At 67.2% G+C, this 22,957-nt stretch carries 27 protein-coding genes; 11 read left to right on the forward strand and 16 right to left on the reverse strand.

Features of this window, described 5'->3' with window-relative positions:
• Nucleotides 1-6: 6 nt before the first annotated feature.
• The 3 genes from AC07M7_RS07400 to AC07M7_RS07410 all read right to left on the reverse strand — a co-directional run bounded on the left by AC07M7_RS07400 (nucleotide 7) and on the right by AC07M7_RS07410 (nucleotide 2,983).
• Nucleotides 7-1,302: a DUF5690 family protein gene (locus AC07M7_RS07400; RefSeq protein ID WP_136639393.1), complete on the reverse strand. Its 1,296-nt coding sequence runs from the start codon at nucleotides 1,300-1,302 to the stop codon at nucleotides 7-9.
• The gene (locus tag AC07M7_RS07405) at nucleotides 1,299-1,988 is read right to left on the reverse strand and encodes an HAD family hydrolase (protein ID WP_495207048.1); all 690 of its coding nucleotides are present in this window, start codon (nucleotides 1,986-1,988) and stop codon (nucleotides 1,299-1,301) included. The genes AC07M7_RS07400 and AC07M7_RS07405 overlap by 4 nt, the downstream gene beginning before the upstream one ends.
• 89 nt (nucleotides 1,989-2,077) lie before the next feature.
• Nucleotides 2,078-2,983: a LysR substrate-binding domain-containing protein gene (locus tag AC07M7_RS07410; protein ID WP_495207049.1), complete on the reverse strand. Its 906-nt coding sequence runs from the start codon at nucleotides 2,981-2,983 to the stop codon at nucleotides 2,078-2,080.
• Between the two features lie 98 nt (nucleotides 2,984-3,081).
• Between AC07M7_RS07410 and AC07M7_RS07415 the strand changes: the two genes are divergently transcribed.
• The gene (locus AC07M7_RS07415; protein WP_046986035.1) at nucleotides 3,082-3,273 is read left to right on the forward strand and encodes a hypothetical protein; all 192 of its coding nucleotides are present in this window, start codon (nucleotides 3,082-3,084) and stop codon (nucleotides 3,271-3,273) included.
• Here the strand turns inward: AC07M7_RS07415 and AC07M7_RS07420 are convergent.
• On the reverse strand, nucleotides 3,270-4,823 hold the full coding sequence (locus tag AC07M7_RS07420; protein WP_495207050.1) for an alkaline phosphatase: 1,554 nt from the start codon (nucleotides 4,821-4,823) through the stop codon (nucleotides 3,270-3,272). The genes AC07M7_RS07415 and AC07M7_RS07420 overlap by 4 nt on opposite strands.
• Nucleotides 4,824-4,943: 120 nt before the next feature.
• On the opposite strand from AC07M7_RS07420, the gene AC07M7_RS07425 reads away from it, so the two are divergent.
• Nucleotides 4,944-5,738 carry a D-alanyl-D-alanine carboxypeptidase family protein gene (locus tag AC07M7_RS07425; RefSeq protein ID WP_495207051.1) on the forward strand — a complete coding sequence of 265 codons (795 nt, stop codon included), beginning with the start codon at nucleotides 4,944-4,946 and terminating at the stop codon, nucleotides 5,736-5,738.
• A 5-nt stretch (nucleotides 5,739-5,743) separates the two neighbouring features.
• Here the strand turns inward: AC07M7_RS07425 and AC07M7_RS07430 are convergent, their stop codons facing one another.
• Nucleotides 5,744-6,337, reverse strand: coding sequence for a TetR/AcrR family transcriptional regulator (locus AC07M7_RS07430; RefSeq protein ID WP_495207052.1), 594 nt, complete (start codon nucleotides 6,335-6,337; stop codon nucleotides 5,744-5,746).
• Nucleotides 6,338-6,353: 16 nt separating this feature from the next.
• Entirely contained in the window at nucleotides 6,354-6,950 is a 597-nt protein-coding gene (locus tag AC07M7_RS07435) for an NAD(P)H-dependent oxidoreductase (protein WP_046986038.1), read from the reverse strand.
• A gap of 128 nt (nucleotides 6,951-7,078) precedes the next feature.
• Here AC07M7_RS07435 and AC07M7_RS07440 point away from each other — a divergent pair, with 128 nt between their 5' ends.
• Complete coding sequence (locus AC07M7_RS07440; protein ID WP_046986039.1) at nucleotides 7,079-7,609, forward strand: hypothetical protein; 531 nt, start codon at nucleotides 7,079-7,081, stop codon at nucleotides 7,607-7,609.
• Between the two features lie 75 nt (nucleotides 7,610-7,684).
• Here the strand turns inward: AC07M7_RS07440 and AC07M7_RS07445 are convergent, their stop codons facing one another.
• Nucleotides 7,685-8,512 (reverse strand): isocitrate lyase/PEP mutase family protein, encoded by an 828-nt coding sequence (locus AC07M7_RS07445; protein WP_495207053.1) that lies wholly within the window; start codon nucleotides 8,510-8,512, stop codon nucleotides 7,685-7,687.
• Between the two features lie 166 nt (nucleotides 8,513-8,678).
• Between AC07M7_RS07445 and AC07M7_RS07450 the strand changes: the two genes are divergently transcribed.
• The 5 genes from AC07M7_RS07450 (at nucleotide 8,679) to accC (ending at nucleotide 12,526) form a co-directional block, all read left to right on the forward strand.
• Nucleotides 8,679-9,425 carry a DOPA 4,5-dioxygenase family protein gene (locus AC07M7_RS07450; protein ID WP_495207054.1) on the forward strand — a complete coding sequence of 249 codons (747 nt, stop codon included), beginning with the start codon at nucleotides 8,679-8,681 and terminating at the stop codon, nucleotides 9,423-9,425.
• Between the two features lie 318 nt (nucleotides 9,426-9,743).
• On the forward strand, nucleotides 9,744-10,193 hold the full coding sequence (aroQ, locus tag AC07M7_RS07455) for a type II 3-dehydroquinate dehydratase (protein ID WP_136639400.1): 450 nt from the start codon (nucleotides 9,744-9,746) through the stop codon (nucleotides 10,191-10,193).
• Nucleotides 10,193-10,615: a lysozyme inhibitor LprI family protein gene (locus tag AC07M7_RS07460; protein ID WP_006397182.1), complete on the forward strand. Its 423-nt coding sequence runs from the start codon at nucleotides 10,193-10,195 to the stop codon at nucleotides 10,613-10,615. Before aroQ ends, AC07M7_RS07460 begins: the two co-directional genes overlap by 1 nt.
• A gap of 53 nt (nucleotides 10,616-10,668) precedes the next feature.
• Nucleotides 10,669-11,148: an acetyl-CoA carboxylase biotin carboxyl carrier protein gene (gene accB, locus AC07M7_RS07465; protein ID WP_006397184.1), complete on the forward strand. Its 480-nt coding sequence runs from the start codon at nucleotides 10,669-10,671 to the stop codon at nucleotides 11,146-11,148.
• A 10-nt stretch (nucleotides 11,149-11,158) separates the two neighbouring features.
• Nucleotides 11,159-12,526, forward strand: coding sequence for an acetyl-CoA carboxylase biotin carboxylase subunit (gene accC / locus AC07M7_RS07470; protein WP_006397186.1), 1,368 nt, complete (start codon nucleotides 11,159-11,161; stop codon nucleotides 12,524-12,526).
• Between the two features lie 134 nt (nucleotides 12,527-12,660).
• Here the strand turns inward: accC and AC07M7_RS07475 are convergent, their stop codons facing one another.
• Together AC07M7_RS07475 and AC07M7_RS07480 are read right to left on the reverse strand one after the other, a co-directional pair.
• Complete coding sequence (locus AC07M7_RS07475) at nucleotides 12,661-13,035, reverse strand: hypothetical protein (RefSeq protein ID WP_065723554.1); 375 nt, start codon at nucleotides 13,033-13,035, stop codon at nucleotides 12,661-12,663.
• Nucleotides 13,032-13,994, reverse strand: a complete 963-nt coding sequence (locus AC07M7_RS07480; protein ID WP_046986043.1) for a hypothetical protein — start codon at nucleotides 13,992-13,994, stop codon at nucleotides 13,032-13,034. The genes AC07M7_RS07475 and AC07M7_RS07480 overlap by 4 nt, the downstream gene beginning before the upstream one ends.
• 164 nt (nucleotides 13,995-14,158) lie before the next feature.
• On the opposite strand from AC07M7_RS07480, the gene prmA reads away from it, so the two are divergent.
• From prmA to fis, 3 genes are all read left to right on the forward strand, one after another.
• The gene (gene prmA / locus AC07M7_RS07485) at nucleotides 14,159-15,079 is read left to right on the forward strand and encodes a 50S ribosomal protein L11 methyltransferase (RefSeq protein ID WP_495207132.1); all 921 of its coding nucleotides are present in this window, start codon (nucleotides 14,159-14,161) and stop codon (nucleotides 15,077-15,079) included.
• 42 nt (nucleotides 15,080-15,121) lie between these two features.
• Nucleotides 15,122-15,889, forward strand: coding sequence for a DUF3426 domain-containing protein (locus tag AC07M7_RS07490; RefSeq protein ID WP_253078606.1), 768 nt, complete (start codon nucleotides 15,122-15,124; stop codon nucleotides 15,887-15,889).
• A 114-nt stretch (nucleotides 15,890-16,003) separates the two neighbouring features.
• The gene (gene fis, locus AC07M7_RS07495; RefSeq protein ID WP_006397198.1) at nucleotides 16,004-16,279 is read left to right on the forward strand and encodes a DNA-binding transcriptional regulator Fis; all 276 of its coding nucleotides are present in this window, start codon (nucleotides 16,004-16,006) and stop codon (nucleotides 16,277-16,279) included.
• Nucleotides 16,280-16,407: 128 nt separating this feature from the next.
• Here the strand turns inward: fis and AC07M7_RS07500 are convergent, their stop codons facing one another.
• From AC07M7_RS07500 to AC07M7_RS07530, 7 genes are read right to left on the reverse strand one after another with little or no spacing between them, the layout of a single operon-like run.
• Entirely contained in the window at nucleotides 16,408-17,403 is a 996-nt protein-coding gene (locus AC07M7_RS07500) for a phosphatidate cytidylyltransferase (protein ID WP_046986045.1), read from the reverse strand.
• Nucleotides 17,400-18,029: a lysophospholipid acyltransferase family protein gene (locus AC07M7_RS07505; protein ID WP_046986046.1), complete on the reverse strand. Its 630-nt coding sequence runs from the start codon at nucleotides 18,027-18,029 to the stop codon at nucleotides 17,400-17,402. The genes AC07M7_RS07500 and AC07M7_RS07505 overlap by 4 nt, the downstream gene beginning before the upstream one ends.
• A 13-nt stretch (nucleotides 18,030-18,042) precedes the next feature.
• Nucleotides 18,043-18,480 carry a hypothetical protein gene (locus AC07M7_RS07510; protein ID WP_495207055.1) on the reverse strand — a complete coding sequence of 146 codons (438 nt, stop codon included), beginning with the start codon at nucleotides 18,478-18,480 and terminating at the stop codon, nucleotides 18,043-18,045.
• Nucleotides 18,477-19,805 (reverse strand): phosphatase PAP2/dual specificity phosphatase family protein, encoded by a 1,329-nt coding sequence (locus tag AC07M7_RS07515; protein WP_495207056.1) that lies wholly within the window; start codon nucleotides 19,803-19,805, stop codon nucleotides 18,477-18,479. The genes AC07M7_RS07510 and AC07M7_RS07515 overlap by 4 nt, the downstream gene beginning before the upstream one ends.
• Complete coding sequence (locus AC07M7_RS07520; RefSeq protein ID WP_495207057.1) at nucleotides 19,805-21,556, reverse strand: bifunctional alpha/beta hydrolase/class I SAM-dependent methyltransferase; 1,752 nt, start codon at nucleotides 21,554-21,556, stop codon at nucleotides 19,805-19,807. Before AC07M7_RS07520 ends, AC07M7_RS07515 begins: the two co-directional genes overlap by 1 nt.
• A 34-nt stretch (nucleotides 21,557-21,590) precedes the next feature.
• Nucleotides 21,591-22,208, reverse strand: coding sequence for a CDP-alcohol phosphatidyltransferase family protein (locus AC07M7_RS07525; protein ID WP_046986050.1), 618 nt, complete (start codon nucleotides 22,206-22,208; stop codon nucleotides 21,591-21,593).
• Between the two features lie 46 nt (nucleotides 22,209-22,254).
• Nucleotides 22,255-22,878 carry a hypothetical protein gene (locus AC07M7_RS07530; protein ID WP_046986051.1) on the reverse strand — a complete coding sequence of 208 codons (624 nt, stop codon included), beginning with the start codon at nucleotides 22,876-22,878 and terminating at the stop codon, nucleotides 22,255-22,257.
• Between the last annotated feature and the right edge of the window lie 79 nt (nucleotides 22,879-22,957).

Consider the following 22,957-nt stretch of genomic DNA (forward strand, 5'->3'; position numbering starts at 1 on the left):
ATGGACTCAGACGGAGGCGAGTGCTGGCATGCGGGCCAGGCGCAGCGCCTTGTGGTGGAAGTACAGCAGGGACAGCAGCAGGCAGGCACCGCCCAGCAACGACAGATGGATGACCGCACTGGAGAAAAAGCGCACCCACGACAGCTGCAGGCCAGAGAATTCGTGGCCAAGCAGGACCAGCACACTGCCCAGGTAGCCGAACGCATCGGCCAGGTACATCACGAAGCCGACGTTGCCAGCGACCTTGAAGGTGGCGATCAGGCGTTCGAAGAACACGCAGTTGAAGGGCACGTAGGCCAGGTACAGGCCGAAGCCCACCAGGCCCAGCCACGCCAGCGGATGCAGCATGCCTTCGCGGAACGCCAGCGTGCTCAGTCCTGCAGTGGCCAGGCCGATGAACATCAGCGCGTGCAACGCCATCAGGCCGTTGAGGTTGTTGCGGAACCAGGTCAGGCCGGCGGTCAGTGCCAGCACCGCGAACGCCACCGGCGTTTCGATGGCGGCGAACACGCCGGCGCTGCCACCGTAGCCCAGCTCGCGGAACAGCTCGGCTTCAAAGCTGTCGCGGAAATCGCGGACCACGGTCAGGCACACGTAGCACAGGATCATCAGCGCCAGCCCCGGCAGGAAGCGGCGCACGAAGGCGCGACGCTGCGCGCGGTCCATCGGTAGCCGCGGCGAGCGCTCACGCAGGTCGGCGGCATCCGGGGCGGGAATGCGTTCCAGCATGCGTACCGACACCAGCAGCAGCGGCAGGAACAGCAGGCCGCACAGGAACGGCATCCAGAACTCGCTAACGCCCTGCAGCAGCAGCCATTTTCCGACCGACTTCACCACGCCGGAGGCCATGATGAAACTGGAGGCAAGGATCGCGCCCATCGCTTCGGTGGTCCGTCGCCCTTCCAGGTAGCTGAACACCAGGCCCCACACCATGCCCAGCGGCAGGCCGTTGAGGAACAGGAACGGGATGTTCCACGGCGCCGGCACCAGCGCGAAGCCGAGCAGTGCCAACCAGGAAATGCCGATCAGGCCCAGCAGCAGGCTGGCGCGGCGCTCGGCGCGCAGTTCGCCGATCACCCGCACGCCGATGAACTTGCTGCACATGTAGCCCAGCACCTGCGCCACCACCAGCCACACCTTGTAGTCGGCGCCGAACAGATGCTGGTCATCGAACGATGCGGCGGCGAATGGCTTGCGAAAGGCATACATGCACGCATAGGTGGACAGCGCGGCACTGCCGGCGAACACCGTCAGCGCCAACCGATGCCCCTGCAGCCGAGCCCGCAGCGAGGGCCGGCTCATGCAGCGGCGACCGTGCCGGAACGTGCCAGGCCGAGCAGCGCCGGCAGGCGGTCGAGGTGGTCGATGATGTGATCCGGACCATGCGGCAGCAGTTCGGAACGGGTGAACGCACCGGTTGTGACCGCGATGTTCAGGCCGACGCCGGCATTGCGGCCTTCGTTGATGTCGACCTCGGTGTCGCCCACCTTCACTACAGCGGCGGCGTCATCCACATCGGTGCGCTGCATCAGCGCATGGATCATGTACGGCGCGGGGCGACCCATCGGGACCTCATCGCTGGCCACCAACGCATCGATGCGATCCTGCCAACCGAGCCGCTCGATGATCACCTCGGCAATGTCACGCGAGAAGCCGGTATCCAGGCCGATGCGGATGCCGTGCGCGCGCAGTGTTTCGAACAGTACCTCGGCACCCGGCAGCGGCGCGATGCCCGATGCATGGCGGTAGCACTCGAGCATGCGCGCCACGAAGTCGGCATGGATCGGCGCCACGTGCGGGTCGTCCACCGCAGTCCCCAACAGGCGGGCGATCGCCTGTGGCTTGGGGTAGCCCATCAACGGGCGCACGTGCTCTACGTCGATGGCGTGGCCGGCGGCGGCCATCGCTTCAACGAAGGCGCGGGCGACCAGTCCCGGGTCGGCAACGGTGGTTCCGGCGATATCAAGAACGGCGAGGCGGTAGCGCATGGCGGCAGGCGGTGTTGGGTGGAGGTGCCCAGCTTCGCCGCGGCCGGCCACGCCCTGATGACAGCAGCCGGACAGGCCGGTGCACCTGTCTAGCCGGGCGGCCCTTGCCCTGCCATGTGCCGCACGTGCTCGGCGGCCTGCGCATGCAGCCAGTCGCGGAAGGCAAGGAAGCCACGATGGCTGGCCGAGCGCTGCGGGTACACCAGCCAATGCGGCCACGCCGTCTTCAGGCGCTGGCTGGACAGCGCAACCAGCTGGCCGGATTCCAGCAGCAGGCGTGCCCGGGTCACCCGTCCGAGCGCCGCGCCCACGCCATCCAGCGCCGCGCGATGGTGCGCTTCCGAATCATCCAGCACCGCCACGAAGCGCGGCGGCGGGCTCTGCCCGCTCAAGGCGAACCACGCGCCCCACGCGCCGTCAGGATCACCCAGCAGTGGCCACTGGGTCAGCGGTACGCGGTCGATACCGCCCATGCGTTCAATCAGCGCCGGGCTGGCCATCGGCAGCAGCCACTCGTCAAACAATGGCTCCACCACCAGCCCGGGCCAGTGCCCGCTGCCCAGCCGCAGCGCCGCGTCGAACTGCCGCTGACGCTCGAAATCCACCAGGCGCTCACTCGACTGCAGGTTGATCTCGATCTGTGGGTGCTCAGCCACGAAGTGGCCCAGGCGCGGCACCAGCCAGGCCGACGCCATCGATGGCACCGCGCTGATCGTCAGCACGTGCTCGGCACGCGCGGCATAGGGCTGGAAGGCTTCGTTGATCGCATCCAGGTGCGGACCCACCTGGTCGAGCAGGCGCTGCCCCTCAAGGGTGAGGGTGACACCACGTGGCTGGCGGACCAGCAGCGGCTGCCCGAGCCGCTCTTCCAGCTGGCGCATCTGATGGCTGAGTGCACTGACGGTCAGGTTCATCGACGCCGCCGCGCGCGACAGGTTGCCAAGCCGGGCGGCAGCCACGAAACCCTGCAGGGCATGGAGGGGTGGGCGGGACATCAGGCTTGAATTCCTCTCAAGGCAAGCTTGCGGAAATGTCGCTTTTTCGCCTTCCATGCTGCCCGTATCGTGCAATCCACTCAAGTGGAGGTACGCACATGAACATCTTCAGCGGCCTGTTGTTCCTGCATGGCCATGTGACCAACGCCGAGCTGGCGCGGCAACTGGCCAGCCCTTCCCCGTCGCCGTCCCCGCCGCCCAGCAGCACTCCCGGTAGTGCCGGCCGCTGGCCGGCAGCGGCAAGATGCCCGGTCACCGAGGTTGCCGGCCAGCGGCAGGCACTACCCTAGCGCTGCAGTGCTTCCTGCACCGCCGCAGCCACGTCGGTGTTGTCGATGTAACTGCCGTCGTTCCAGCGCACATGCTGGCGGTAGCCCTCGTCGACGCCCCGCACGCGCTGGCCCAGCAGCTCCGACCCTGCCCCCTTGGCCCACAACGGCACCAGTGCATTGGAATGGTTGCCGGTGGGACGGAAGCTCATCCCCGGCATGCGTCCACGGCCGTTGTTGCGCACCGGCTCGAAGGCCACGCTCTGTGCATCCGGGCCCATCGGCATGCTGTTGTCGTGGTCGGTGGTGACGATCAGCAGGGTGCGTTCCCAGCCACCGTTGCGTTCGATCCACTCGATCACTGCTGTCACCGCGTCGTTGAACTCCACGGTTTCCTCGATCAGCCGGCCGTACTGCGGCTGGTCGCCGCACTGGCCGTAGTGCCATTCGGTGCCGCAGGCGCTGGTATGCGCGGCCCAGTCGGTAGCGCCACCTTCCACCATCAGGAACAGGCCCTCGGCCGAACGCTGCTGCAGGAACTGCAGCGCACCGCGGGTCATGGTTGCAAGATCCGGCACGCTGTCGATCTTCCTCACACCAGAAGGCGTGGCCGCATCCTTGCCCAGCACCTGCAGCTGGCGCGCCTGCTGCAGCGTGTTGGCCACGCGCGGCACGCCGATCAGCGGCCGGTCGGTCGGCAGCCGTCCCTGCGCCAGCGCAGCGAACGCCTCCTTGCTGCGGATCAGGCGCCACGGCCCGGACGGATTACCGGCGATGGTGCTGCCCGCTTCCAGCTGCTGCCAATCCTGCTGCGACACCCACTCCCACGGGTTCGCACAGCCCTCGGCCTTCACCGCGCCCGCGCCCGCGCCTTCGTCACAGGCATGGCCATCAACGCTGTAGCCGGGACCACCAGTACCCATCACCAGGTCCATGTGGCCCTGCGCCAGCATCTGGTGCGCAATGGCGTGATAGTTGTTGCGCGATTCGTTCTGCGCAGCGAACGCGGCCGGCGTGGCATGTGCGAACGGCACCGAGGTGACCACGCCGGTGGCCATGCCCAGGCGCTTGGCATGCAGCGTATTGAATTCGACCGCGTTGCCATCGTTGCTGTAGTTGATGGCGTTGTTGTAGGTCTTGATGCCCGAGGACAACGCCGTGCCCGCCGCTGCACTGTCGGTGGCGACCGCGGCCAGGTACTGGTAGCCGGCGAACGGCAGGTCCTGCGCGGGAACCGGGGAGTCATCCCATGCTTTGGCCGCGTCGTAGCCGAGGGTCTGCGCGTTGTCGCGGGTCGGCTGGCTGCTGGCGTTCAACGGATAGGTGGTCACGGCGAGGCGCTGCGGGAAGTCCGCATAGGGGGCGCCTTCGCGGCTGCCGTACTGCCAGTAGGCAGCCGCGTCCCAGGTGCCCCAACCGGCACCGTCGTTGATCATCACGATCACGTTGTGCGGGCGCGTGGTGCTGGCCGCAGCGGTATCGGCGCGCAGGTTCGGCTGACAGCCACCGAGCGCGAACAGCGCGAGCAGCAGAGAGGAAGGGAGCCAACGGCGTGGCATGTGTGCAGTCATCGGAGGTCCCGTCAGGCCAGTGGCGGCCCATTATTTCGAACGTTATATCATTTCAATATTGCAGCTTCATGCAGCCGATGCGCACTATCCTGCGAGCTTCCCCTCGCCGCCGCAGCATCCATGCCGTCTTCTTCCCCTGCACGCGCGCCTCTCTCCTTCATCACCCTCGATGCCGCCACCTTCGAGGTGATCCATCAGGACAACGCCGGGGTCGCGCGGCAGCCGGCGTCGCTGACCAAACTGATGACCGCCTACGCAGCGTATGCGTGCATCGAAGAAGGGGGTCGCACATGGGACGAGGCGGTCACCATTGCCGCCGAAGACGTGCACGCGGTGGCCGATGATGAAACGCGGATGGGCCTGGTGCCCGGCGAAAGGATCAGCCTGGCACGCTTGCTGGAAGGGTTGATGATCGTCTCCGGTAATGATGCGGCGCTGGCCATCGCGCGTCATCTGGACGGATCACAGCCTGCATTCCTGGACCGCATGAACCGGCACGCACGCCAGCTCGGCCTGCGCAGCACCTGGTTCGCCAGCGTCTCCGGCATCACCACGCCACACCATGCGTCCAGCGCCCGCGACATGGCAGTGCTGGCGGCCTGCCTGCTGAACGATCATCCGCAGATTCTGGCCGTCACCGCACAGCGCGCGTTCGCGCACGGCAGCTTCAGCCGCAACAACCAGAATGCCCTGCTTGGCGATGACGGCGTGGATGGCTTGAAGACCGGCTACACCCAGGCCGCGGGCTTCTGCCTGGCCGCCACCGCCTGCCAACCTGTGCCACGGCGCGCGCATCCGGTACGGCTGATCACAGTGGTGCTTGGCTCGGACAGCCGCGACGCACGCGATGCTCTGGTACGCGAACGGCTGGCCGCCGGATTCGCTGCGCTGGCCGGCAGCAGCGCCGACGCCTGAGCGGCTCAGCGCCGTTTGACGGTGGCCACGATCAGGCGTTGCAACTCATGTTCGGCCTCCATCTTGTCCAGGGCACCGGCGGCTACCCCTTCTGACAGGGTTTCGGCAGCACCGAGAATCGCCCAGCGTCCCGCCAACGGCACGGTGCCATCGGCGGCGAACGGGCCCAGCCAGGCGTCGCAGTTGTTGATGAAGTCCTGCTGGTAACGCCGCCGCACTTCGTGCAGTTCCGGCGCGCCCACCAGCGCTGCGAGGATGCCCTGCACTTCACTGCCCTGGCTGAGGATGCAATCGATGTAGCCGGAGGCGACGGCTGCCGCGCGGTCGGCCAGCTGCGCCCGGGCGCGGCCGATGCGCTCGTGGAACACCATCGTCTGCCGGCCGTCGTAGTCATCGTAGAGCGCGGCCAGCAATCCGTTGCGGGTTACGAAGTGATCGTAGGCCACCGGCTTGGTCACGCCCGCGGCCTCGGCCAGCCGCCCCAACGTCAGCGCGTCGGTACCTTCGTCGCCAACCAGCGCCCAGGCCACATCCAGCAACTGGCGGGCGCGTTGCTCGCGGGTCAATCGGCGGCGCGTGGGAGCGGCGTTGGCAGGCATCGGCGGGACACGGCGATCAGTGCATTGGAGTTCCGATTTTACGGCCGATCTCCCCTGCCGACTGCAGATGCGCTTCGGCCGCACCGGAATCAGCGTCCAGCAACAGGTCAGACGACAGCACGCGCGCGCCGCAATAGTCGAAGATGCCCATGTCGATCTGGGTCTTCATCGCCGCGCCGTAGCCGCGTCGTTCGATCATGTCCGCGCCCGCGCCGCCGATCCCGACCAAGTGCACGCGCAACCGTCGCAGCTTCTTCTGCACCTTGCCATCGGCACCGTCCTGGTAGGCCCAGCCTTGGGCGAATACACGATCGATCCATCCCTTCAGCAGCGCGGGGAATGACCACCAGTACAGCGGGTAGACCAGTACCAGTGTGTCGGTGGCGTCCAGCCGCGCCTGCTCGGCGGCGACGTCGGCCGGAACTGCGCCGGTGCCACGGAACAGGGCCTGGTCCTGTGGGTTGAAGCGTGGATCGAAACCTTCGGCCATCAGGTCGGCGTGGGTCACGGTGTTGGCGGCATCCGCCGCGGTGATGGCTTCGCCGATGCGCTTGGCGATGGCATGGGTCAACGAGCCGGATTCAGGATGGGCGGTAACGATGAGGCTGTGCATGGGGGATGTCCGGAATTCACTAACTACCAATAGTAAGTAGTGATTGTCGGGATACCAGCGCCATGCGTGGGACGCTGTTTCCGCATCCGCCGTATAGTGCGGCGGTTCCCCCCCAGAGATAGCCGAGAATGGATCGACGCCCGCTTCTCCCATTGCTGGCCCTGCTGCTGTCGGTAGTGCTGCCATCGGCCTTCGCAGGCGAACTCAGCCCCAGCGATTCAAAGGCATTGCGTCAGGACGTGCAGGCGATGCTGGATGCGTTCGGTCGCGGCGATGCGGAGATGATCATCGCGCGCACCCACCCCAGCCTGAAGCAGCTGGCCGGCGGCGATGATGCCTATGCACGGATGACCCGCGATACCGTGAAGGAACTGCGCAAGTCGGTCACCGTCATCAGCGACGAAGCCGGCATGCCCGGCCGCACCTACGCCGCTGGCGGCGAAGAGGTCAGCTTCGTGCCACGCCAGTCACTGTTGCGCGTGCGTGAATCGCCGATACGCAGCACCTCGTTCATGGTCGCTGTACGCCGCGTGGGAACTGCGGACTGGCGTTATCTCGATGGCACTGCGCTGCTGGACAACCCCGGGCTGCTGCGGCAACTGCTGCCGGCGCTGGAGCCGGAAGTGTCCATGCCCAAGGGCGGGATCGAGGCGCTGTAGTCGCGGGCTCATCCGTCCACGCATGGCGTGGACCTGCTGCCAATCTGCTCACCTGGGCCGGCACCCAGGTTTCCGTCAGCGGAACAGCGTATTCAACGCCGCGCCCGAGGCCGCGTGCTGCAGGCCATCGAAGCGGCCGTCCTGCACGATAGGCTGGGTGGCCTGCATCAAGCCACCCCACGCCGCACGCGCCAGCGCACCGCCGAGACTGACCCGGCGCACGCCGAGTGCGGCGATGTCCTGCAGGCTCAGCGGCGTCGGCCCACCGACCAGCAGGTTCACCGGCTTCGAGCCCGCAGCGGCGACTACCGCATTGATCTGTTCGCGTGTACTGATGCCCGGTGCATACAGCACATCGGCACCCGCTTCGGCATAGGCGCGCAGCCGCTGCAGTGCGTCCTGCAGATCGGGCACTCCGACGAAGAAGTTCTCCGCCCGGCCGACCAGCAGCACCTCGCCGCCGGCACGGTCGATGGCCGAGCGCGCTGCACGCAGGCGCTGGACCGCCTCGTCGATCGGCCTCAACGGCGCATCGGCCACGCCACTGGCGTCCTCGATCGACAACGCGGCTACGCCAGTATCGATTGCCGCCGCCACGGCCTCCTCCACCGCGCGCGGTGTGGCGCCAAAGCCATCACCGAAATCGGCGTTCAACGGCAATGGCGTCGCCGCCACCATCAGCCGCAGATGTTCCAGCGTGGCCTGCAGCGAAACCGCGCCGTCTGGCCGCCCCTCGCTCCAAGCGCACCCGGCGCTGGTCGTGGCCAGCGCCTGGAAGCCCTGCCGCTGCAGGTAGCGGGCGCTGCCCACATCCCACGGATTGGGCAGCACGAAACAACCCTGTGCGTGCAGTTGGCGGAAGGTCGCGCGCTTGCGCCGGGTGTCGGCATCGGGCGAGGTCATGGCGGGCTCCAGGGCGGCAGACCTGCACCCTAGCCCGTCGATCGGCCGCGCTCAATGACAAGGGGTGAACGGGCATGAGGTGATACCGCCTGCTTATTGGACGCTGCCGAGGCAGGTGCCTGAGCGTGCTTGCCTGCCCCCGCTGCACGCTGCCATGGAGCCCTTCATGCACCCGGACCCACAGACCTCCGCCACCAACGCCCTGTTTGCTGCCGACGACGATGCCCAGTGGGCCGACCTGCTCTCGCCCACGCGCCGCCGGCTGATCGCCTCGGCCGGGCTGGCCGCCGGTGGCCTGGCCAGTGCCAGCGCGGCGGCCGCACCGGCAGCCGCGCGCGCCGAAGCAGCGGCGAACACCACCGAGCCGGGCCGCCCCGGTTTCCGAGCCATTGTTCCGCCCGCGCCCCAAGCTCGCAGCCCTTGGGGCGAGGCCACGGTCAGCGAGTCGACTCCGCGTCCAACCAGTGTGCGCCCCGGCGAGGCCACCCTGCCGGCCACCCCGCGTGCCTACACCGATATCAGGAGCTATCACGCGCATATCTACTTCGACGAGGACAGCTTCGAGAAGGCGGCCCTGTTGCGGCGCTGGGCGGCCGAGCGCTTCCCGGTGGAGCTGGGCAACTGGAACCTGGAGCCGCGCGGCCCGCACGTCACGCCCTCGTTCTACTTCGGCTTCACCAACGACCTGCTGCCGGTCCTGGTGCCGTGGCTGCAGCTCAACAGCCTGGGCCTGACCATCCTGATCCATCCCAATACCGGTGATGGCCGCGCCGACCATCTGTATTACGCGTTGTGGGTGAACCGCGTGCAGCCGGTGAACGCCTACAACTGGCCGGCACCAAAGCAGGGGGAACGAGAGCCCTTGGAGGAGGTGTTCCCGAACGTTGTACCGACGGTGCCGCTGGAGACCTGAGCGGCCGGGTGCCGGAGTGCTCCGTGGTGGGTACGTCTTTTGCCGCGCACCGTACTCCCACATCCACGCATGGCGTGGATCTACTCATCACGGCCCATGGCAGCATGAGCCCTCTCCCTGCCTGCCGCCATCGTCGGCCTACGTGCACGCATCCCCCACCTGCACGGCGTTCAGCGCGCCTTGATCCAGCGCCCGCCATACAGCCACAAGCGCTCCGGCAGATTTCAAACGATCGATTGAAACGCTGCAAACTTCGCCGAACTGGACAGCATCCACCGGTTCCGCCAGACTGCCGCCCTTTCCCGTCTTCCGGATCCCATGGCGAAGCTGCTGGTCTTGCACGGCCCCAACCTCAACCTGCTCGGCACCCGCGAGCCGGAGGTCTACGGCCACACCACGCTGGCCGACATCGACCAGGCCCTGGCAGCCCAGGCGTCCGCTGCCGGGCACGCCGTGGAGAGCCTGCAGTCCAACGCCGAGCACGTCCTGGTGGACCGCGTGCAGGCCGCGCGCAATGACGGAACCGCTTTCATCCTGATCAATCCGGCCGCCTTCACCCACACCTCGGTGGCCCTGCGCGATGCGCTGGCAGCGGTGGCGGTGCCGTTCATCGAGATCCACCTGTCCAACCCGCATACCCGCGAACCGTTCCGCCAGCACAGCTACTTCAGTGACAAGGCCGTGGGCGTGGTCTGTGGCTTCGGTGCCGACAGCTATCGCTATGCGATGGATGCAGCGCTGGCACGCGTGCGGGTGGCCGGCGCGTGATGATGCTGCCGCGCGTGCTTGCCAGCGTCGTGCTGTGGGCCGGCATCTGCGGCGCGGCCACGGCGTTCGACCGCAAGGACGAAGGCATCGACTGTGCGCACCCGACCACTACGATGGAGAGCGACCTGTGCGCCTCGGACGTAGCGGCGGCTGCAGACGCTGAACTCAATACCGTGTACGCCCAGGCGCGCCAGCAGCTGCGCACGCCGGACCACGGTGGCAGCTGCAGCTACTGCGGCGAGGCCGAACAGCAGCTGGTGCTGGCCCAGCGTGCCTGGATGCAGCTGCGCGACCACGACTGCAACGCCGTCTATGCCCTCAATTCCGATGGCACGGCCCGCAACGGCGCACAGATGCGCTGCCTGATCACCCTCGCGCGCGACCGTACGCGGCAGCTGCGCGAGTTCTACGAACTGCTTTGACCCGAGCGCACCGCGCTTCCCACCCCACTGACATCACGAGCCAAGAGGCCACCATGGATCTCCGCAAAATCAAGAAGCTGATCGACCTGCTGGAAGAGTCGAACCTGGCCGAAATCGAAATCAAGGAAGGCGAAGAGTCGGTGCGCCTGTCGCGTGCCCCGGTGGCCGGCTATGCCGCACCGATGCCGGCACCGGTGTATGCCGCCCCGGCCGCCCCCGCACCGCAGGCGATGCCGATGCAGTCGCCGACCGAAGCCTCCACCGGCGGCACCGCCAAGCCGGGCCCGGCGCTGCCGGAAGGCCACGTGCTGCGCTCGCCGATGGTCGGCACCTTCTATGCCTCGGCCGCCCCGGACAAGCCGGCCTTCGTCAGCGTTGGCCAGCAGGTCAAGGAAGGCGAAACCCTGGCCATCATCGAAGCGATGAAGATGTTCAACCCGATCGAGGCCGACAAGTCAGGCACCATCGTCGCCATCCTCGGCGAGAACGGCCAGCCGGTGGAGTTCGACCAGCCGCTGTTCGTGATCGGCTGAGGGGCACGCCATGCTCGACAAAGTCGTCATTGCCAACCGAGGGGAGATCGCGCTGCGCATCCTGCGCGCGTGCCACACCCTGGGCATCCGCACGGTGGCCGTGCACTCCACGGTCGACCGCAACCTCAAGCACGTGGCCATGGCCGACGAGTCGGTCTGCATCGGACCCGCGCCGTCGCCGCAGAGCTACCTCAACATCCCGGCGCTGATTGCTGCCGCTGAAGTCACCGACGCCCAGGCCATCCACCCGGGCTACGGCTTCCTGTCGGAGAACGCCGACTTCGCCGAGCGCGTGGAGGAGTCCGGCTTCATCTTCATCGGCCCCAAGGCGGACACCATCCGCATGATGGGCGACAAGGTCGAAGCCATCCGCGCGATGAAGTCCGCCGGCGTGCCGTGCGTGCCTGGCTCGGGCGGCCCGCTGGGCGATGACATCGTCGCCAACACCAAGATCGCCCGTGAGATCGGCTACCCGGTCATCATCAAGGCAGCCGGTGGCGGTGGTGGCCGCGGCATGCGCGTGGTGCACGCCGAAGCCTCGCTGAAGACCTCCATCGAAACCACCAAGAGCGAGGCCAAGGCCGCGTTCGGCAATGGTGAGGTTTACATGGAGAAGTTCCTGGAAAATCCGCGCCACGTGGAGATCCAGGTGCTTGCCGACGGCCAGGGCAACGCCATCCACCTGGGTGAGCGCGACTGCTCGATGCAGCGCCGCCACCAGAAGGTGGTGGAAGAAGCACCGGCACCGGGCATCAGCGCCGAGCAGCGCGAGCAGATCGGCAAGGTGTGCACCGAAGCCTGCGTGCGCATCGGCTACCGCGGTGCCGGCACGTTCGAGTTCCTGTACGAAGATGGCCGCTTCTACTTCATCGAAATGAACACCCGCATCCAGGTGGAGCATCCGGTCACCGAAATGGTCACCGGCATCGACCTGGTGGCCGAGCAGCTGAAGATCGCCGCCGGCCAGAAGCTGTCGATCAAGCAGAGCGACGTGGTACTGACCGGTCATGCGATCGAGTGCCGCATCAACGCCGAAGATGCTGAAACCTTCGTGCCGAGCCCGGGCACCATCACCGGCTTCCATCCGCCGGGCGGCCCCGGCGTGCGCGTGGACACCCACATCTACAGTGGCTACCGCGTGCCGTCGAACTACGACTCGATGATCGGCAAGCTGATCGTGCACGGTCCGGACCGCGAGACCGCCATCGCCCGCATGCGGGTGGCACTGAGCGAAATGGTGGTGGACGGCATCAAGACCAACATCGCGCTGCAGCAGCGGATCATGCGCGACAAGGGCTTCCAGGCCGGTGGCCAGAACATCCACTACCTGGAAAAGCGCCTTGCCGAACGCAAGAACAAGCCGATCGCGCTGACCTGATCGGCGCCAGGTGCTGGACATGAAAAGGGCGGGGATATCCCCGCCCTTTTCTGTTTCTCTTCCGCTACCGCCGGACCATGCCCGGCGAAATGGCAACGAAGCGCGAGGCCGCCGGGCATGGCCCGGCGCTACCTTCAGCGCGCGTCGGCCGCCGTCGCCGGAATCTGCGACTTTGCCAACGGGCGGACGCCATTGGGCGAAGTCGGGTCGACGATCACCATGGTCTCGGTCGAGCCGTCGGGCCACACCACCTGGAAGGTGCTGCCGGCCGGCAGCGAGGCGAACGGCATGCCGCTCTGCGCGCGATACACCGCTGCGACCTGGCTGGCGCCCGCGCGGCGCACGTCTTCCTGCGCCTTCACCGTGGTCAGCTCCACCTTCGACAGATGCCGGTAGCGATCTTCATAGGTGTCGATCATCAACAGGCCAACCGCACCGGCCGAATAGGCCACGAACAGCGCCACCCAGAACCAGAATTTGGCCCCATGCAGGAATCGACGGTAATTCATTGCCCGTCCCTCTTTCCAACCAATCGCTTGATCCATTGCCTCATCTTCCCCGCACCTTGCCGCGAAACCGCAGCGTCATACACGAAATCCCGGAAATCCTGCGTTCCATCCTGCGAACAGATCCCTCCGTTCGCACAAAAACTGTTGACCAGCACGCTGTCTGCTCCACACGGTAGACCGAGTTCGCAGGCCGCAAGCCGCCATGCCAGTTCACTGAGCTGTTCGCCGGCCACCAGGCCGTTCAGCGCACGATCGCCCGAGGCGCGCACCCCCATGCCCGGCGCGATGGCCATGAATGCCTCCGGATCGCGCGACGTGCGCACCCGCTCGACCAGGTCGCGGCGGTACTCGGGGCTGTCCTGCAGCGGCTCGCCTTCGGCGAACAACGCTGCCTCGGCTGCCAGGTTGCCCTGCTCCGCCGCCTTGCGCCGTTCGGCAAGCACCAGCGGCGGCCCCAGCTTGTCGCCAGGCACAAAGCCACCGCAGCGCTGCGCGACACGTTCGCGTGCCTGCACCATCGCCGGCGCGGCGGTCAGCCCCGATCCGGCCAGCACGTTGTTGTCCAGGCGGTAGCCGCCCGGGTCGACCGCATACTGTGCGCAGTAGTCATAGACACGGCTGAGCATCCAGCGCGCCTCGTGGTTGCCCTCATCGGCCTGCACGCGCAGGCGCTGCGCGTAGGCATACAGATCGGTGGCATCTTCGATATCGGCACGGAGATCCAGTGGCAGGCCTGAAGGCAGGGCGTTGCCGCGCTCGAAGGCCGCCAGCCGGCGCGCCAGTGCTTCCGGCATTACCTGCAATGCTGCTGCGCTGTCATCGGCGACCGCGACGCCCGGCAGGTCTGCCTGCACCGTGGACGGCGCCACGTGGCCGCTGGCCCGATAGCCGGCCACGCCCAGCACGGCCACCGCCGGCAGCACGAGCAACCAGGTTTTCAGGGTCGGAGCAAAGGCCATTGGCGGCGGTGGAGCATCAGGGCGCACAGGAAAGCACGGAGTTTAGCAAGGCCCGGCAGGCCTGTCTGAATCGGCGTCGTTCATCCCAGAGCGGCATCTCAGGCAATACGGAGACGCCCCGATGGTCTAGCATGGCCCCCTTTCCCGCGATTGCCCCCACTGCCATGCCGTTCCTGGAACTGACCCTGCGCTGCACCGAAGCGACCCAGCCCCGCTATGAAAACGCGCTGGAGGACGTCGGCGCACTGGCCGTGACCCTGCTTGATGCCGAGGCCGATACCAGCAACGAACAGGCCATCCTCGAGCCGGGTGTGGGCGAAACGCCGCTGTGGGACACCCTGGTGCTGAGCGCGTTGTTCCCCGCCGACAGCAATGCGCTGTTGCTGCTGGCCGCACTGGAAGCATTCGATCCGGAACTGGACTGGAGCGGCGGCAGCTTCCGCGCGGTCGAGGACGAGGACTGGGAACGCGCCTGGCTGGACCAGTTCCAGCCGATGGATTTCGGCAGCCGGACCTGGATCGTGCCGTGGAACCATGAACTGCCAGAGGCCGCGCAGTCCGCCGATGCCGCCGTGGTGCGACTGGATCCGGGCCTGGCGTTCGGTTCGGGCACCCACCCGACCACCGCGCTGTGCCTGCGCTGGCTGGACCAGTTGGCCGTGGATGGCCTGCTGCAGGGCCAGCGCGTGCTCGACTTCGGTTGTGGCTCGGGCATCCTCGCGCTGGCCGCACTGAAGCTGGGCGCGGCTGAGGCAATCGGCGTCGACAACGATCCGCAGGCACTGGTGGCCACCGCCGACAACGCCGAGCGCAACGGCGAACAGGCACGCATGCACGTGTACCTGCCGCAGGACGAACCCGTCGCGACCTATCCGGTCGTGGTCGCCAACATTCTTGCCTCGGCGCTGGATGCGCTGGCCGAACTGCTGGCCGCGCGCGTCGCTTCCGGCGGTCGCATCGCCCTGTCGGGCATCCTGCACGGCCAGGAAGGCGAACTGCTGCAGCGCTATGCGCCGTGGTTCGACGACCTGCAGGCCACCCAGGACGGCGACTGGATGCGCATCACCGGCGTGCGCCGCGCCTGATCGTGGTTGAATGACCGCTGGATCCGAGCCCGCGCCCTGAGCATGTCCGAGCCGAACCCACCGCGCCGTCCACTGGCCACCTTCCTGCGTCCCACGTCGGAAGGTGATGCCGCGCCTGCGACCGAAGCGCACACGCCGGACGCAGCCGCGCCGGTGCCCATTGCTGCAGCACCGGCTGAACCTATCGACCCTGTATCGCAACAGGAAGCGATGAAGCACCACCACGATGACACTGTCATTGCCGATGAAGCAGTGCGCATCGAGCCCGTATCGGCCGCGATACAGGCAACCGCCGTTGCCAGCGACGCGCCCAGCTTCCTCGGTGCCGCGCGCGCGAGCAGGCTGCCGACGCCGCGCTGGCACTGGCTGCTGGTCGCCGGACTGGCCCTGCTGCTGGTTCTGCAAAGCGTGCTTGCCGATCGTGCGCGACTGGCCGCCGACGCCGGCAATCGTGCGTGGCTCGGGGCGCTGTGTGGCGTCCTGCGCTGCACCCTGCCCGCCTGGCATGAGCCGACCGCATTCACCATGACCAGCCGCGAGATCCGGCCGCTGCCCAACCAGGCAGGCGTTCTGCAGGTACAGGCCAGCATCCGCAACGATGCACGCTGGGCGCAGGCCTGGCCGGCGCTGCGCCTGTCGCTGTCCGATGCGGATGGCCGGGTGATCGGCAGCGCAGTGTTCACGCCGGCGCAGTATCTGGGTGAAGACCCCGGTGCGGCCCTGCTGGAGCCGGGACAGAGCGCGCGTATTGCCTTCCGTGTACAGGAGCCGGCTGCGTCCACCGTCGCATTCACCTTCGACTTCCTGTGACCAGGATGGACACGACTGGCCGTGGCAGGCCGGGCACGCTCGCGCTAGACTGGCCACCACCACCTCGTCCGGCCGCGCGCTCCGCGCGCACGGGCAACCGAATCGGGAACCCCCTTGAACGCTGTCCTTTCTCGTCCTGACAACAGTCGTGGCGCTGCCCGGCCACCGCTGCGTGAACATGTCGCCCAGTCCGTGCGCCGTTACCTGCGTGACCTTGATGGCTGCGACGCGGACGATGTCTACGAGATCGTGCTGCGCGAGATGGAGATCCCGTTGTTCGTGGAAGTGCTCAACCACTGCGAAGGCAACCAGAGCCGGGCTGCAGCGATGCTGGGCATCCACCGCGCCACCCTGCGCAAGAAGCTGAAGGAATACGGCATCAGCGCGTAAGCGCGCACGAGGGTAGTGCCGACCGCTGGCCGGCAACCCCATGAACGATGGCAGGATGTTGCAGTTGCCGGCCAGCGGCCGGCACTACCGGTAGATCCACGCCATGCGTGGATGACGGCCCAGCGGCATCAACCGCCGCCGCCTGCCTTCCAGTAGTACCGCACCACGTGGAAGAACACCGGCGCGGCGAAACACACCGAATCCAGCCGGTCGAGCATGCCGCCATGGCCCTCGATCATGTGGCCCCAGTCCTTGATGCCACGGTCGCGCTTGATTGCGGACATCACCAGGCCACCCCAGAACCCCATCAGGTTGATCAACAGCGACAGGCCGAAGGCCTGCAGCGGCGTGAACGGGGTGATCCACCATAGCGCCGCCCCCAGCGCGCTGGCACTGAGCACACCACCCACGAAGCCCTCCACCGTCTTCGACGGCGACAGCTTCGGTGCAATCAGGCGCCTGCCCAGCAGCTTGCCCCAGATGTACTGCAGCACGTCCGAGGACTGCACCACGATCACCAGGAAGGCGAACAGCAACACGTTGCGCGAGGGGTCATGGCCGGGCACGTGCAGGTTCAGCAGCAGCGGCACATGCGAGATGCAGAACACGCAGATCATCAGCCCCCACTGCACCTTCGCCGTGCGCTCCAGGTAGTGGGTGGTGTCGCCGCCGATGGTCGACAGGATCGGCAGGAACAGGAACGCATAGACCGGGATCAGCAGTGTGTACATGCCGTACCAGTCGATCCACACCAGGTAGTACTGCCACGGCAGCACGATGTAGAACGCGGCCAGCAGCGCGTAGTAGTCGCCTGAGCGAGTCGGCGCCAGGGTAATGAACTCGCGCAGCGCGAACAGCGAGATGATCGCGAACAGCACGATCACCCCGGCACGGCCGAAGAACAGCGCCAACCCGACCACGATCGCCATCACCCACCAGGCGCGGATGCGCGAGACCAGGTTGGCGATCACTGCGCTCGGCTGCCCACGCCGGCGCCAGCGCAGCGTTTCGGCCACCAGCGTGGCCAACACCAGCACCGCACCCACGCCAGCGAACAGCAGACCGGTTTGCTGGCCGACGCTCTGCGTAGCCAGGTCACCAGACACATCGATCAGGAAGCTCATGCCTTGCCCCCGTTCGGCGCCAGGTCCAGCAGCGCCTGCCTGCTGCGTGCCAGGAAGGCGGCCTTGTCCTCATCGGCCTGCAGCCGTAGCGGTGTACCGAAGGTGGCCGTACACAGCAATGGCAGCGGCAGGAAACGACCCTTGGGCATCACCCGCTTCAGGTTGTCGATCCACACCGGTACGAACTCCAGCTCCGGCCGTTGCCGTGCCAGGTGAAAGATGCCGCTCTTGAACGGCAGCAACGGCTCGTCGCCCACGTTGCGCGTACCTTCTGGAAACAGGATCAACGAACACCCCTCGTCCACCGCATCACGCAGCACCTGCAGCGGATCCTGCTGGCGATGACCGGCCTCGCGCTCGACCAGCACACCGTTGAACACCGCATCGATCAGGTAGCGTCGCAGGCCATCGCGCTGCCAGTATTCGGCCGCGGCCACCGGGCGCACCTGGCGCCGCAACGCCGGCGGCATCGACGACCAGATCAGCACGAAGTCACCATGGCTGGCATGGTTGCCGTAGTACACGCGGCGCTCGCTGGACGGCGCACAGCCGATCCACAGCGCACGCGCACCGGTCACCACATGAATCGCACCACTGCAGGCGCGGGCAATCAGTTCGGCGAACATCGGGTCCTCCCGTTCACGTCTGCGGCCACAACACGGCCAGCACCAGCAGCACACCCTGCACGCCTGTCAGCAGGTACTGCCGCAGCAACAGGCGACGCATGCCTGCCCAGCGCAGGTCCCAGCCGCGCAGCGGTGCGTCGGACGATACGCGGCGCAAGCCGCTGTCATGCAGCACCTGATCGATACGGCGCGCGGCGGCTTCGCCTTCCAGCCCTTCATTACGCAGCAGCTTCAGCAGGCTCGCGTCCAACCCAACCCGCCATGCGTGGTACGCCTGTGCAAGCCCGACAACGAAACTGAGCAGCAACAGGCCGGCAGCGATCATCGCCAGCCCCGGCTCGATACCGAGCAGCAGCAACGCCACCAGCAACAGGCCCAGCGACAGCAGCGCCGGCCAACGCCCCTGCCTCAGCAGCAACTGCATGGTCGCCAGATCGGGAACCATACTCATGCGCGTACTCCCGCTGCAGCAGCGATGGCATACAGATGCGCCGTGCCCAGCACGATGCCGGGGCGTGCAGCGCGCACGATCGCCACCGCTGCTTCGGCATCGCCCGCACGGCCACTGCGCAGCAGCCAGGTCGCGACGCTGGCGGCGCTGCGCGAATAGCCCAGTGCGCAGCACACCAGCAACGGTCCGTGCACACGCAGCCGCTCGATGGCCTCGGCCGCCTCGCGCAGCTGCTCCGGTGCAGGAACCACCAGATCCAGCACCGGCACGCTGGCATACGCGGCGCCCGGCGCGCGGCAGGACAGTTCGGCACAGGCATCGACCACGCCGACCAAGGGTGCCGGCAATGCAGCGCAGGGAATACGCCCCAGCCACACACCATCCATCACCGGCACCGGCTGCGGCGCACGGCGCGTCCACAGCCGCGAATTGATCCAGGCCGCACCCAGGTAGGGCGCCAGCAGCCAGCGCGCCGCCATCGTCAGGCGACCGTCGGCGCGCTTCTGGAACACCGCCATACCGAGCCCCGCATACGCCAACGCCACCAGCAGCAGCGATACCACCGGCCACAGCAGCCACAACGCCGCGCCACGCAGAAGCACCACCGGCATCAGCAATACAGCGGCCCCCAGCAGGTACAGCGCTGCCAGGCGCCAACGTTTGGCGTCACGCGCGGTGCGCCAGGCACGCAACGGTGGCGCGCCCTGCTCCGGCCACAGCCAGACGCACAGCCAGCCGGCCAGCAGGCCGGTCGGGATATCGATGAAATGATGCTGGAACGTGGTCAGCACCGAGACGCCGATCAATAGCGCCCACAGATGCAGTACCCAACGCCACACCCCGTGCAGATACTGTGCGAACTTCACCCACAGCACGATGAGCAGCACGATGTGCAGCGACGGCGCCTGGTTGAACGGCTTGTCGAAGCCCAGCAGCACATCGAACAGCCAACCAAACACGCCGCCGATCTCCGGCCGTTCGAAGCTGAAGCGCAGCGGCCACAGCAGGAAGCAGGTGACCGCGATCAGCTGCGCACTGAACAGCCGCAGCGCATGCCGGTCCAGTTCGAGGCGCTGACGGCACAGGAAGAAAGAAACCGCATAGAACAGGTCGATCGACCAGTACGGCACGATCGTCCACGGCACGAACGGGATGTGCGTCTCCCACGCAAACGCCATCACCGGCAGTTCGGCATGGCGGCCGGCCAGCCAGTTGGCGAAGCCATAGCTGGCAAAGAAGAACGGGCCCAGCAGGGCCAGCCACAGCAACGCGCGTCGCCAGGGGCGCCCTGCCGCGACCAGCGGGATTGCAGCGAGCGTCGCCATCACGCGGTCCGGCGCGCCAGCGACACGGTGAAGATGCCGAAGTCGTCGATGCGCTGGGCCACCTTCTCGAACCCGGCCAGGCGCACCAGCTCATCCATCTCCTGCTGGGTACGGCGGCGCATCACCCACGCCGCGCCACCGCGGTGGCTGGTCAAGGCGCGCGCGATGAATTCCAGCTGCGGGTGCCAGGGCTGGCCGGTGTAAGCCAGGTAGCCTCCCACTGGCACGGTCGCGGCAATGCCCTGCAGCGAGCGCAGCACGGCGTCGTTGTCGGGGAACAGTTCGTACAGGCCCGACACCACCGCCAGTGTCGGCACCGGGTCCACCTGCGCCAGCTGCGCAGGGTCGAACGCATCGCCCTGCTCGAAGCGGCCGATGTCGGACGCCCCCAGGTGTTCGATCAGGGCCTGGCCCTGGCTCACGTTCAATGCGCTGAAATCACGCAGCACGATGCGCTCGGCGCGCTGTTCGCCCTGGCCCAGTGCTTCCAGCACATAACGGCCATGGCCGGCCGCCACGTCCAGAACCCGCACCGGCGTGCCCTGCCCGCGCAGGCGCTGGGCAGCGTCGCGCAGCAGTTCCTGCAGGTGCTGGCCGCGCACGCGGATGCCACGCCAGCCGATCGCGTCCAGATAGTTGCGGTCAACCATCCGCCCCAATGGACCTTTGCCTCGTGCTTCGTCGCGATAGATGTAGTCGAGCGTACTGCCCGAATCGAAACCGGTCTGCAGGCCCAGCGCGATGCCTTCGGACAGCGTGCCGCCGAAGCGCAGGCCACCGCGTACCACGCGCCAGCGCAGGTCGGCCAAGCTGTTGCGCTCCGGTGGCCAGGCCAGGATTTCCGATTCCTCGAAGGTTGGCCCGTGGCGGTGCGCATCACGCCGTGACAGCTCGCGCAGCGGTTCGGCGAAACGCGCCTGGATGAAGCTGCGGATACGCACCAGTGCCGGTGCACGATCGCGCTCGCCCAGCGTGTCGTGGAAGAAGCCCGGCAGATGCACGCGCTCCTTGATCGGGCTGGACAGGCGCTCGTAGAAGCGGTCCTGCGGCGCGCGGTGCACAACGAAGTCCGAACCGGACACCAGCAACTGCACCGGCACACTGATCGCCTGCGCATCGGCCACGACACGGTCGGCGGCCTCGTACAGGCCCAACAGCACGCGCACCGAAATCGGCCGGGTGATCAGCGGGTCGGTGCGATAACTTTCCACCCGTGCCGGGTCATGCGTCAGCCACTGCGGCTTGACGTAGCTGTTGACGAAGAAGTTGCCGCGCAGCTTCTGCATCAGGGCCAGGCCCGCACGTGCGAATGGCACGTACAGCTTCACCTTGAACGCCGGCGAAGCCATCACCAGCGCGCGCAGGCGTGGTGCGTAGTCGTGCACCCAGGTCGCGGCGACCACGGCGCCCACGCTCTGCGCGATCACCACGATGTCCTCCACCGCGATGCCATGCTCGGCGCCGATGTGGGCGATGAAGCTGTCGAGGTCGCGCACCAGCGCCGGGAAGCCCGGCGCATCGCCGCGTGCGCCCGGCGAACGGCCGTTGCCACGTGCATCCCAGGCGAAGAAGGCGGTGTCGGGCAGGTCGAGTTCGTCAACCAGATGGGTCACGCGGCCGGAATGCTCATGGCCGCGATGCAGCAGCACGATGGCCTTCGCTGGCGTGGTTGTCGTGGCGCCCGGCCAGTACCTGTAGAACAGCGGTACCTGGTCGAAGCTGTGGAATTCCCGTTCCTGCGCCTGACGCATGCAATCTCCTGATTGTCTTTTTGTATCTGCTTGATTAGTTCGGCGAAACCGCCGCTTCCTGCAGTCCGCGCCGCACGCGGTTGATCATCGTCACCGCGCACAGCACCGCCATCGCGGCGGCCACGCCAGTGACCGTCATTGCACCGCCCCAGCCGAGCGCCAGCAGCAGGCCCAGCGCACCGATGACGAAGGCGCGGTCGCTCTTGCCCATCGGACCGTCATAGCGACGGCTGGCACCGACCATCAGCCCCAGCACCCCGGCGTACTCGCTCAGGGCCGCGGTCCAGGCCAGCAGCCACAGCGCTTCCGGGCGCACGCCCGGCACACTGAGCAGGCTCAGGTACAGCGCCGCGTCGGCGATCACATCGCACAGCTCGTTCAGGTAGGCGCCCAGCCGCGACTGCTGGCCGAACTCGCGGGCCAGCATGCCGTCCACGGCGTTGAGCGCCATGCGCAGCAGCATCCACAGTGGCAGCAGCAGGTACAGCAGGGGCTGGGCCGGCGCACAGCACCACACGGCGGCAGCCACCAGCAGCGAGACCACGGCAGCGGCCACGGTCACCGTATTGGCGGTGATCCCCATGCGGTACAGACCGCGTACGGCCGGACGCAACAGGTCCTGGAAACGTCCTTTCAATGCATAGATCGACATGATCCGTACCTGCTGATCCTTGGCAGTGCGGGCACAGCCTACCCCATCAAATGCGGTTACCGGCAAGTTCGGGCTGGCCCAGCCAGTCATGCCATGGCAGCCCAGGATCGATATGCCGGCACAGCCAGACCACGTCATGGCTGCGCTGCAGGGCATTGCGCACCGCCTGCACGGCCCGCTCGCGTGCTCCTGCATCCGCGAACCCCGCCTGCAGCGACAGCAGCCGGTAGACGCCCCCGCGCGAGCGCTGGAAGTGGATGATGCCGCCGGCAGGCAGCACGATCGCCCCCTCATCCAGCCCATCGGCGTACAGATACAGCTCGAAAGGCTCCAGCCAGTGCTGTGCTTGCATCACCCACAGCAGCTCGGCCAACCCAGGCGCGCGCCGATGCAGCGCGATGGCATCGCCATACCAGCGCTTGTCGTCATCCAGGTAGACCTTGAACTCCAGCCGCCGCCAGCGCCGGCGTTCGCGGCGCTGCACGTCCCAGGACAGGATCTCGGCCTGCTCGCCCCAGCGCTCTGCGGCTTCGGCCTGCAGCGTCGGCACATCGGCCTGGGCGCACCAGGCCGCGCCTTGGCCACAACGCGCATGGCGCACATAACGGGCCAGGAACAGCAGCGCCCCTTCGGCATCGAGGGTGGCCTGCAGGCGGTTGGCAACGGTCACGGGACGGCATCCTGCACACGGGGAACAGGCGGCACCGTGCCGTGCCCAGCGGTGGCTGACAAGCCCGCGGGCCGTGCCC

The sequence above is a fragment of the Stenotrophomonas sp. GW821-FHT09E08 genome (assembly GCF_059416125.1).

What these genes read in the sequence shown, in the direction of transcription:
- AC07M7_RS07400 (WP_136639393.1), bottom strand. Translation starts at nt 1,302, where the DNA reads ATGAGCCGGCCCTCGCTGCGGGCTCGGCTGCAGGGGCATCGGTTGGCG.
- AC07M7_RS07405 (WP_495207048.1), bottom strand. Translation starts at nt 1,988, where the DNA reads ATGCGCTACCGCCTCGCCGTTCTTGATATCGCCGGAACCACCGTTGCC.
- AC07M7_RS07410 (WP_495207049.1), bottom strand. Translation starts at nt 2,983, where the DNA reads ATGTCCCGCCCACCCCTCCATGCCCTGCAGGGTTTCGTGGCTGCCGCC.
- AC07M7_RS07415 (WP_046986035.1), top strand. Translation starts at nt 3,082, where the DNA reads ATGAACATCTTCAGCGGCCTGTTGTTCCTGCATGGCCATGTGACCAAC.
- AC07M7_RS07420 (WP_495207050.1), bottom strand. Translation starts at nt 4,823, where the DNA reads ATGACTGCACACATGCCACGCCGTTGGCTCCCTTCCTCTCTGCTGCTC.
- AC07M7_RS07425 (WP_495207051.1), top strand. Translation starts at nt 4,944, where the DNA reads ATGCCGTCTTCTTCCCCTGCACGCGCGCCTCTCTCCTTCATCACCCTC.
- AC07M7_RS07430 (WP_495207052.1), bottom strand. Translation starts at nt 6,337, where the DNA reads ATGCCTGCCAACGCCGCTCCCACGCGCCGCCGATTGACCCGCGAGCAA.
- AC07M7_RS07435 (WP_046986038.1), bottom strand. Translation starts at nt 6,950, where the DNA reads ATGCACAGCCTCATCGTTACCGCCCATCCTGAATCCGGCTCGTTGACC.
- AC07M7_RS07440 (WP_046986039.1), top strand. Translation starts at nt 7,079, where the DNA reads ATGGATCGACGCCCGCTTCTCCCATTGCTGGCCCTGCTGCTGTCGGTA.
- AC07M7_RS07445 (WP_495207053.1), bottom strand. Translation starts at nt 8,512, where the DNA reads ATGACCTCGCCCGATGCCGACACCCGGCGCAAGCGCGCGACCTTCCGC.
- AC07M7_RS07450 (WP_495207054.1), top strand. Translation starts at nt 8,679, where the DNA reads ATGCACCCGGACCCACAGACCTCCGCCACCAACGCCCTGTTTGCTGCC.
- aroQ (WP_136639400.1), top strand. Translation starts at nt 9,744, where the DNA reads ATGGCGAAGCTGCTGGTCTTGCACGGCCCCAACCTCAACCTGCTCGGC.
- AC07M7_RS07460 (WP_006397182.1), top strand. Translation starts at nt 10,193, where the DNA reads ATGATGCTGCCGCGCGTGCTTGCCAGCGTCGTGCTGTGGGCCGGCATC.
- accB (WP_006397184.1), top strand. Translation starts at nt 10,669, where the DNA reads ATGGATCTCCGCAAAATCAAGAAGCTGATCGACCTGCTGGAAGAGTCG.
- accC (WP_006397186.1), top strand. Translation starts at nt 11,159, where the DNA reads ATGCTCGACAAAGTCGTCATTGCCAACCGAGGGGAGATCGCGCTGCGC.
- AC07M7_RS07475 (WP_065723554.1), bottom strand. Translation starts at nt 13,035, where the DNA reads ATGAATTACCGTCGATTCCTGCATGGGGCCAAATTCTGGTTCTGGGTG.
- AC07M7_RS07480 (WP_046986043.1), bottom strand. Translation starts at nt 13,994, where the DNA reads ATGGCCTTTGCTCCGACCCTGAAAACCTGGTTGCTCGTGCTGCCGGCG.
- prmA (WP_495207132.1), top strand. Translation starts at nt 14,159, where the DNA reads ATGCCGTTCCTGGAACTGACCCTGCGCTGCACCGAAGCGACCCAGCCC.
- AC07M7_RS07490 (WP_253078606.1), top strand. Translation starts at nt 15,122, where the DNA reads ATGTCCGAGCCGAACCCACCGCGCCGTCCACTGGCCACCTTCCTGCGT.
- AC07M7_RS07500 (WP_046986045.1), bottom strand. Translation starts at nt 17,403, where the DNA reads ATGAGCTTCCTGATCGATGTGTCTGGTGACCTGGCTACGCAGAGCGTC.
- AC07M7_RS07505 (WP_046986046.1), bottom strand. Translation starts at nt 18,029, where the DNA reads ATGTTCGCCGAACTGATTGCCCGCGCCTGCAGTGGTGCGATTCATGTG.
- AC07M7_RS07510 (WP_495207055.1), bottom strand. Translation starts at nt 18,480, where the DNA reads ATGAGTATGGTTCCCGATCTGGCGACCATGCAGTTGCTGCTGAGGCAG.
- AC07M7_RS07515 (WP_495207056.1), bottom strand. Translation starts at nt 19,805, where the DNA reads ATGGCGACGCTCGCTGCAATCCCGCTGGTCGCGGCAGGGCGCCCCTGG.
- AC07M7_RS07520 (WP_495207057.1), bottom strand. Translation starts at nt 21,556, where the DNA reads ATGCGTCAGGCGCAGGAACGGGAATTCCACAGCTTCGACCAGGTACCG.
- AC07M7_RS07525 (WP_046986050.1), bottom strand. Translation starts at nt 22,208, where the DNA reads ATGTCGATCTATGCATTGAAAGGACGTTTCCAGGACCTGTTGCGTCCG.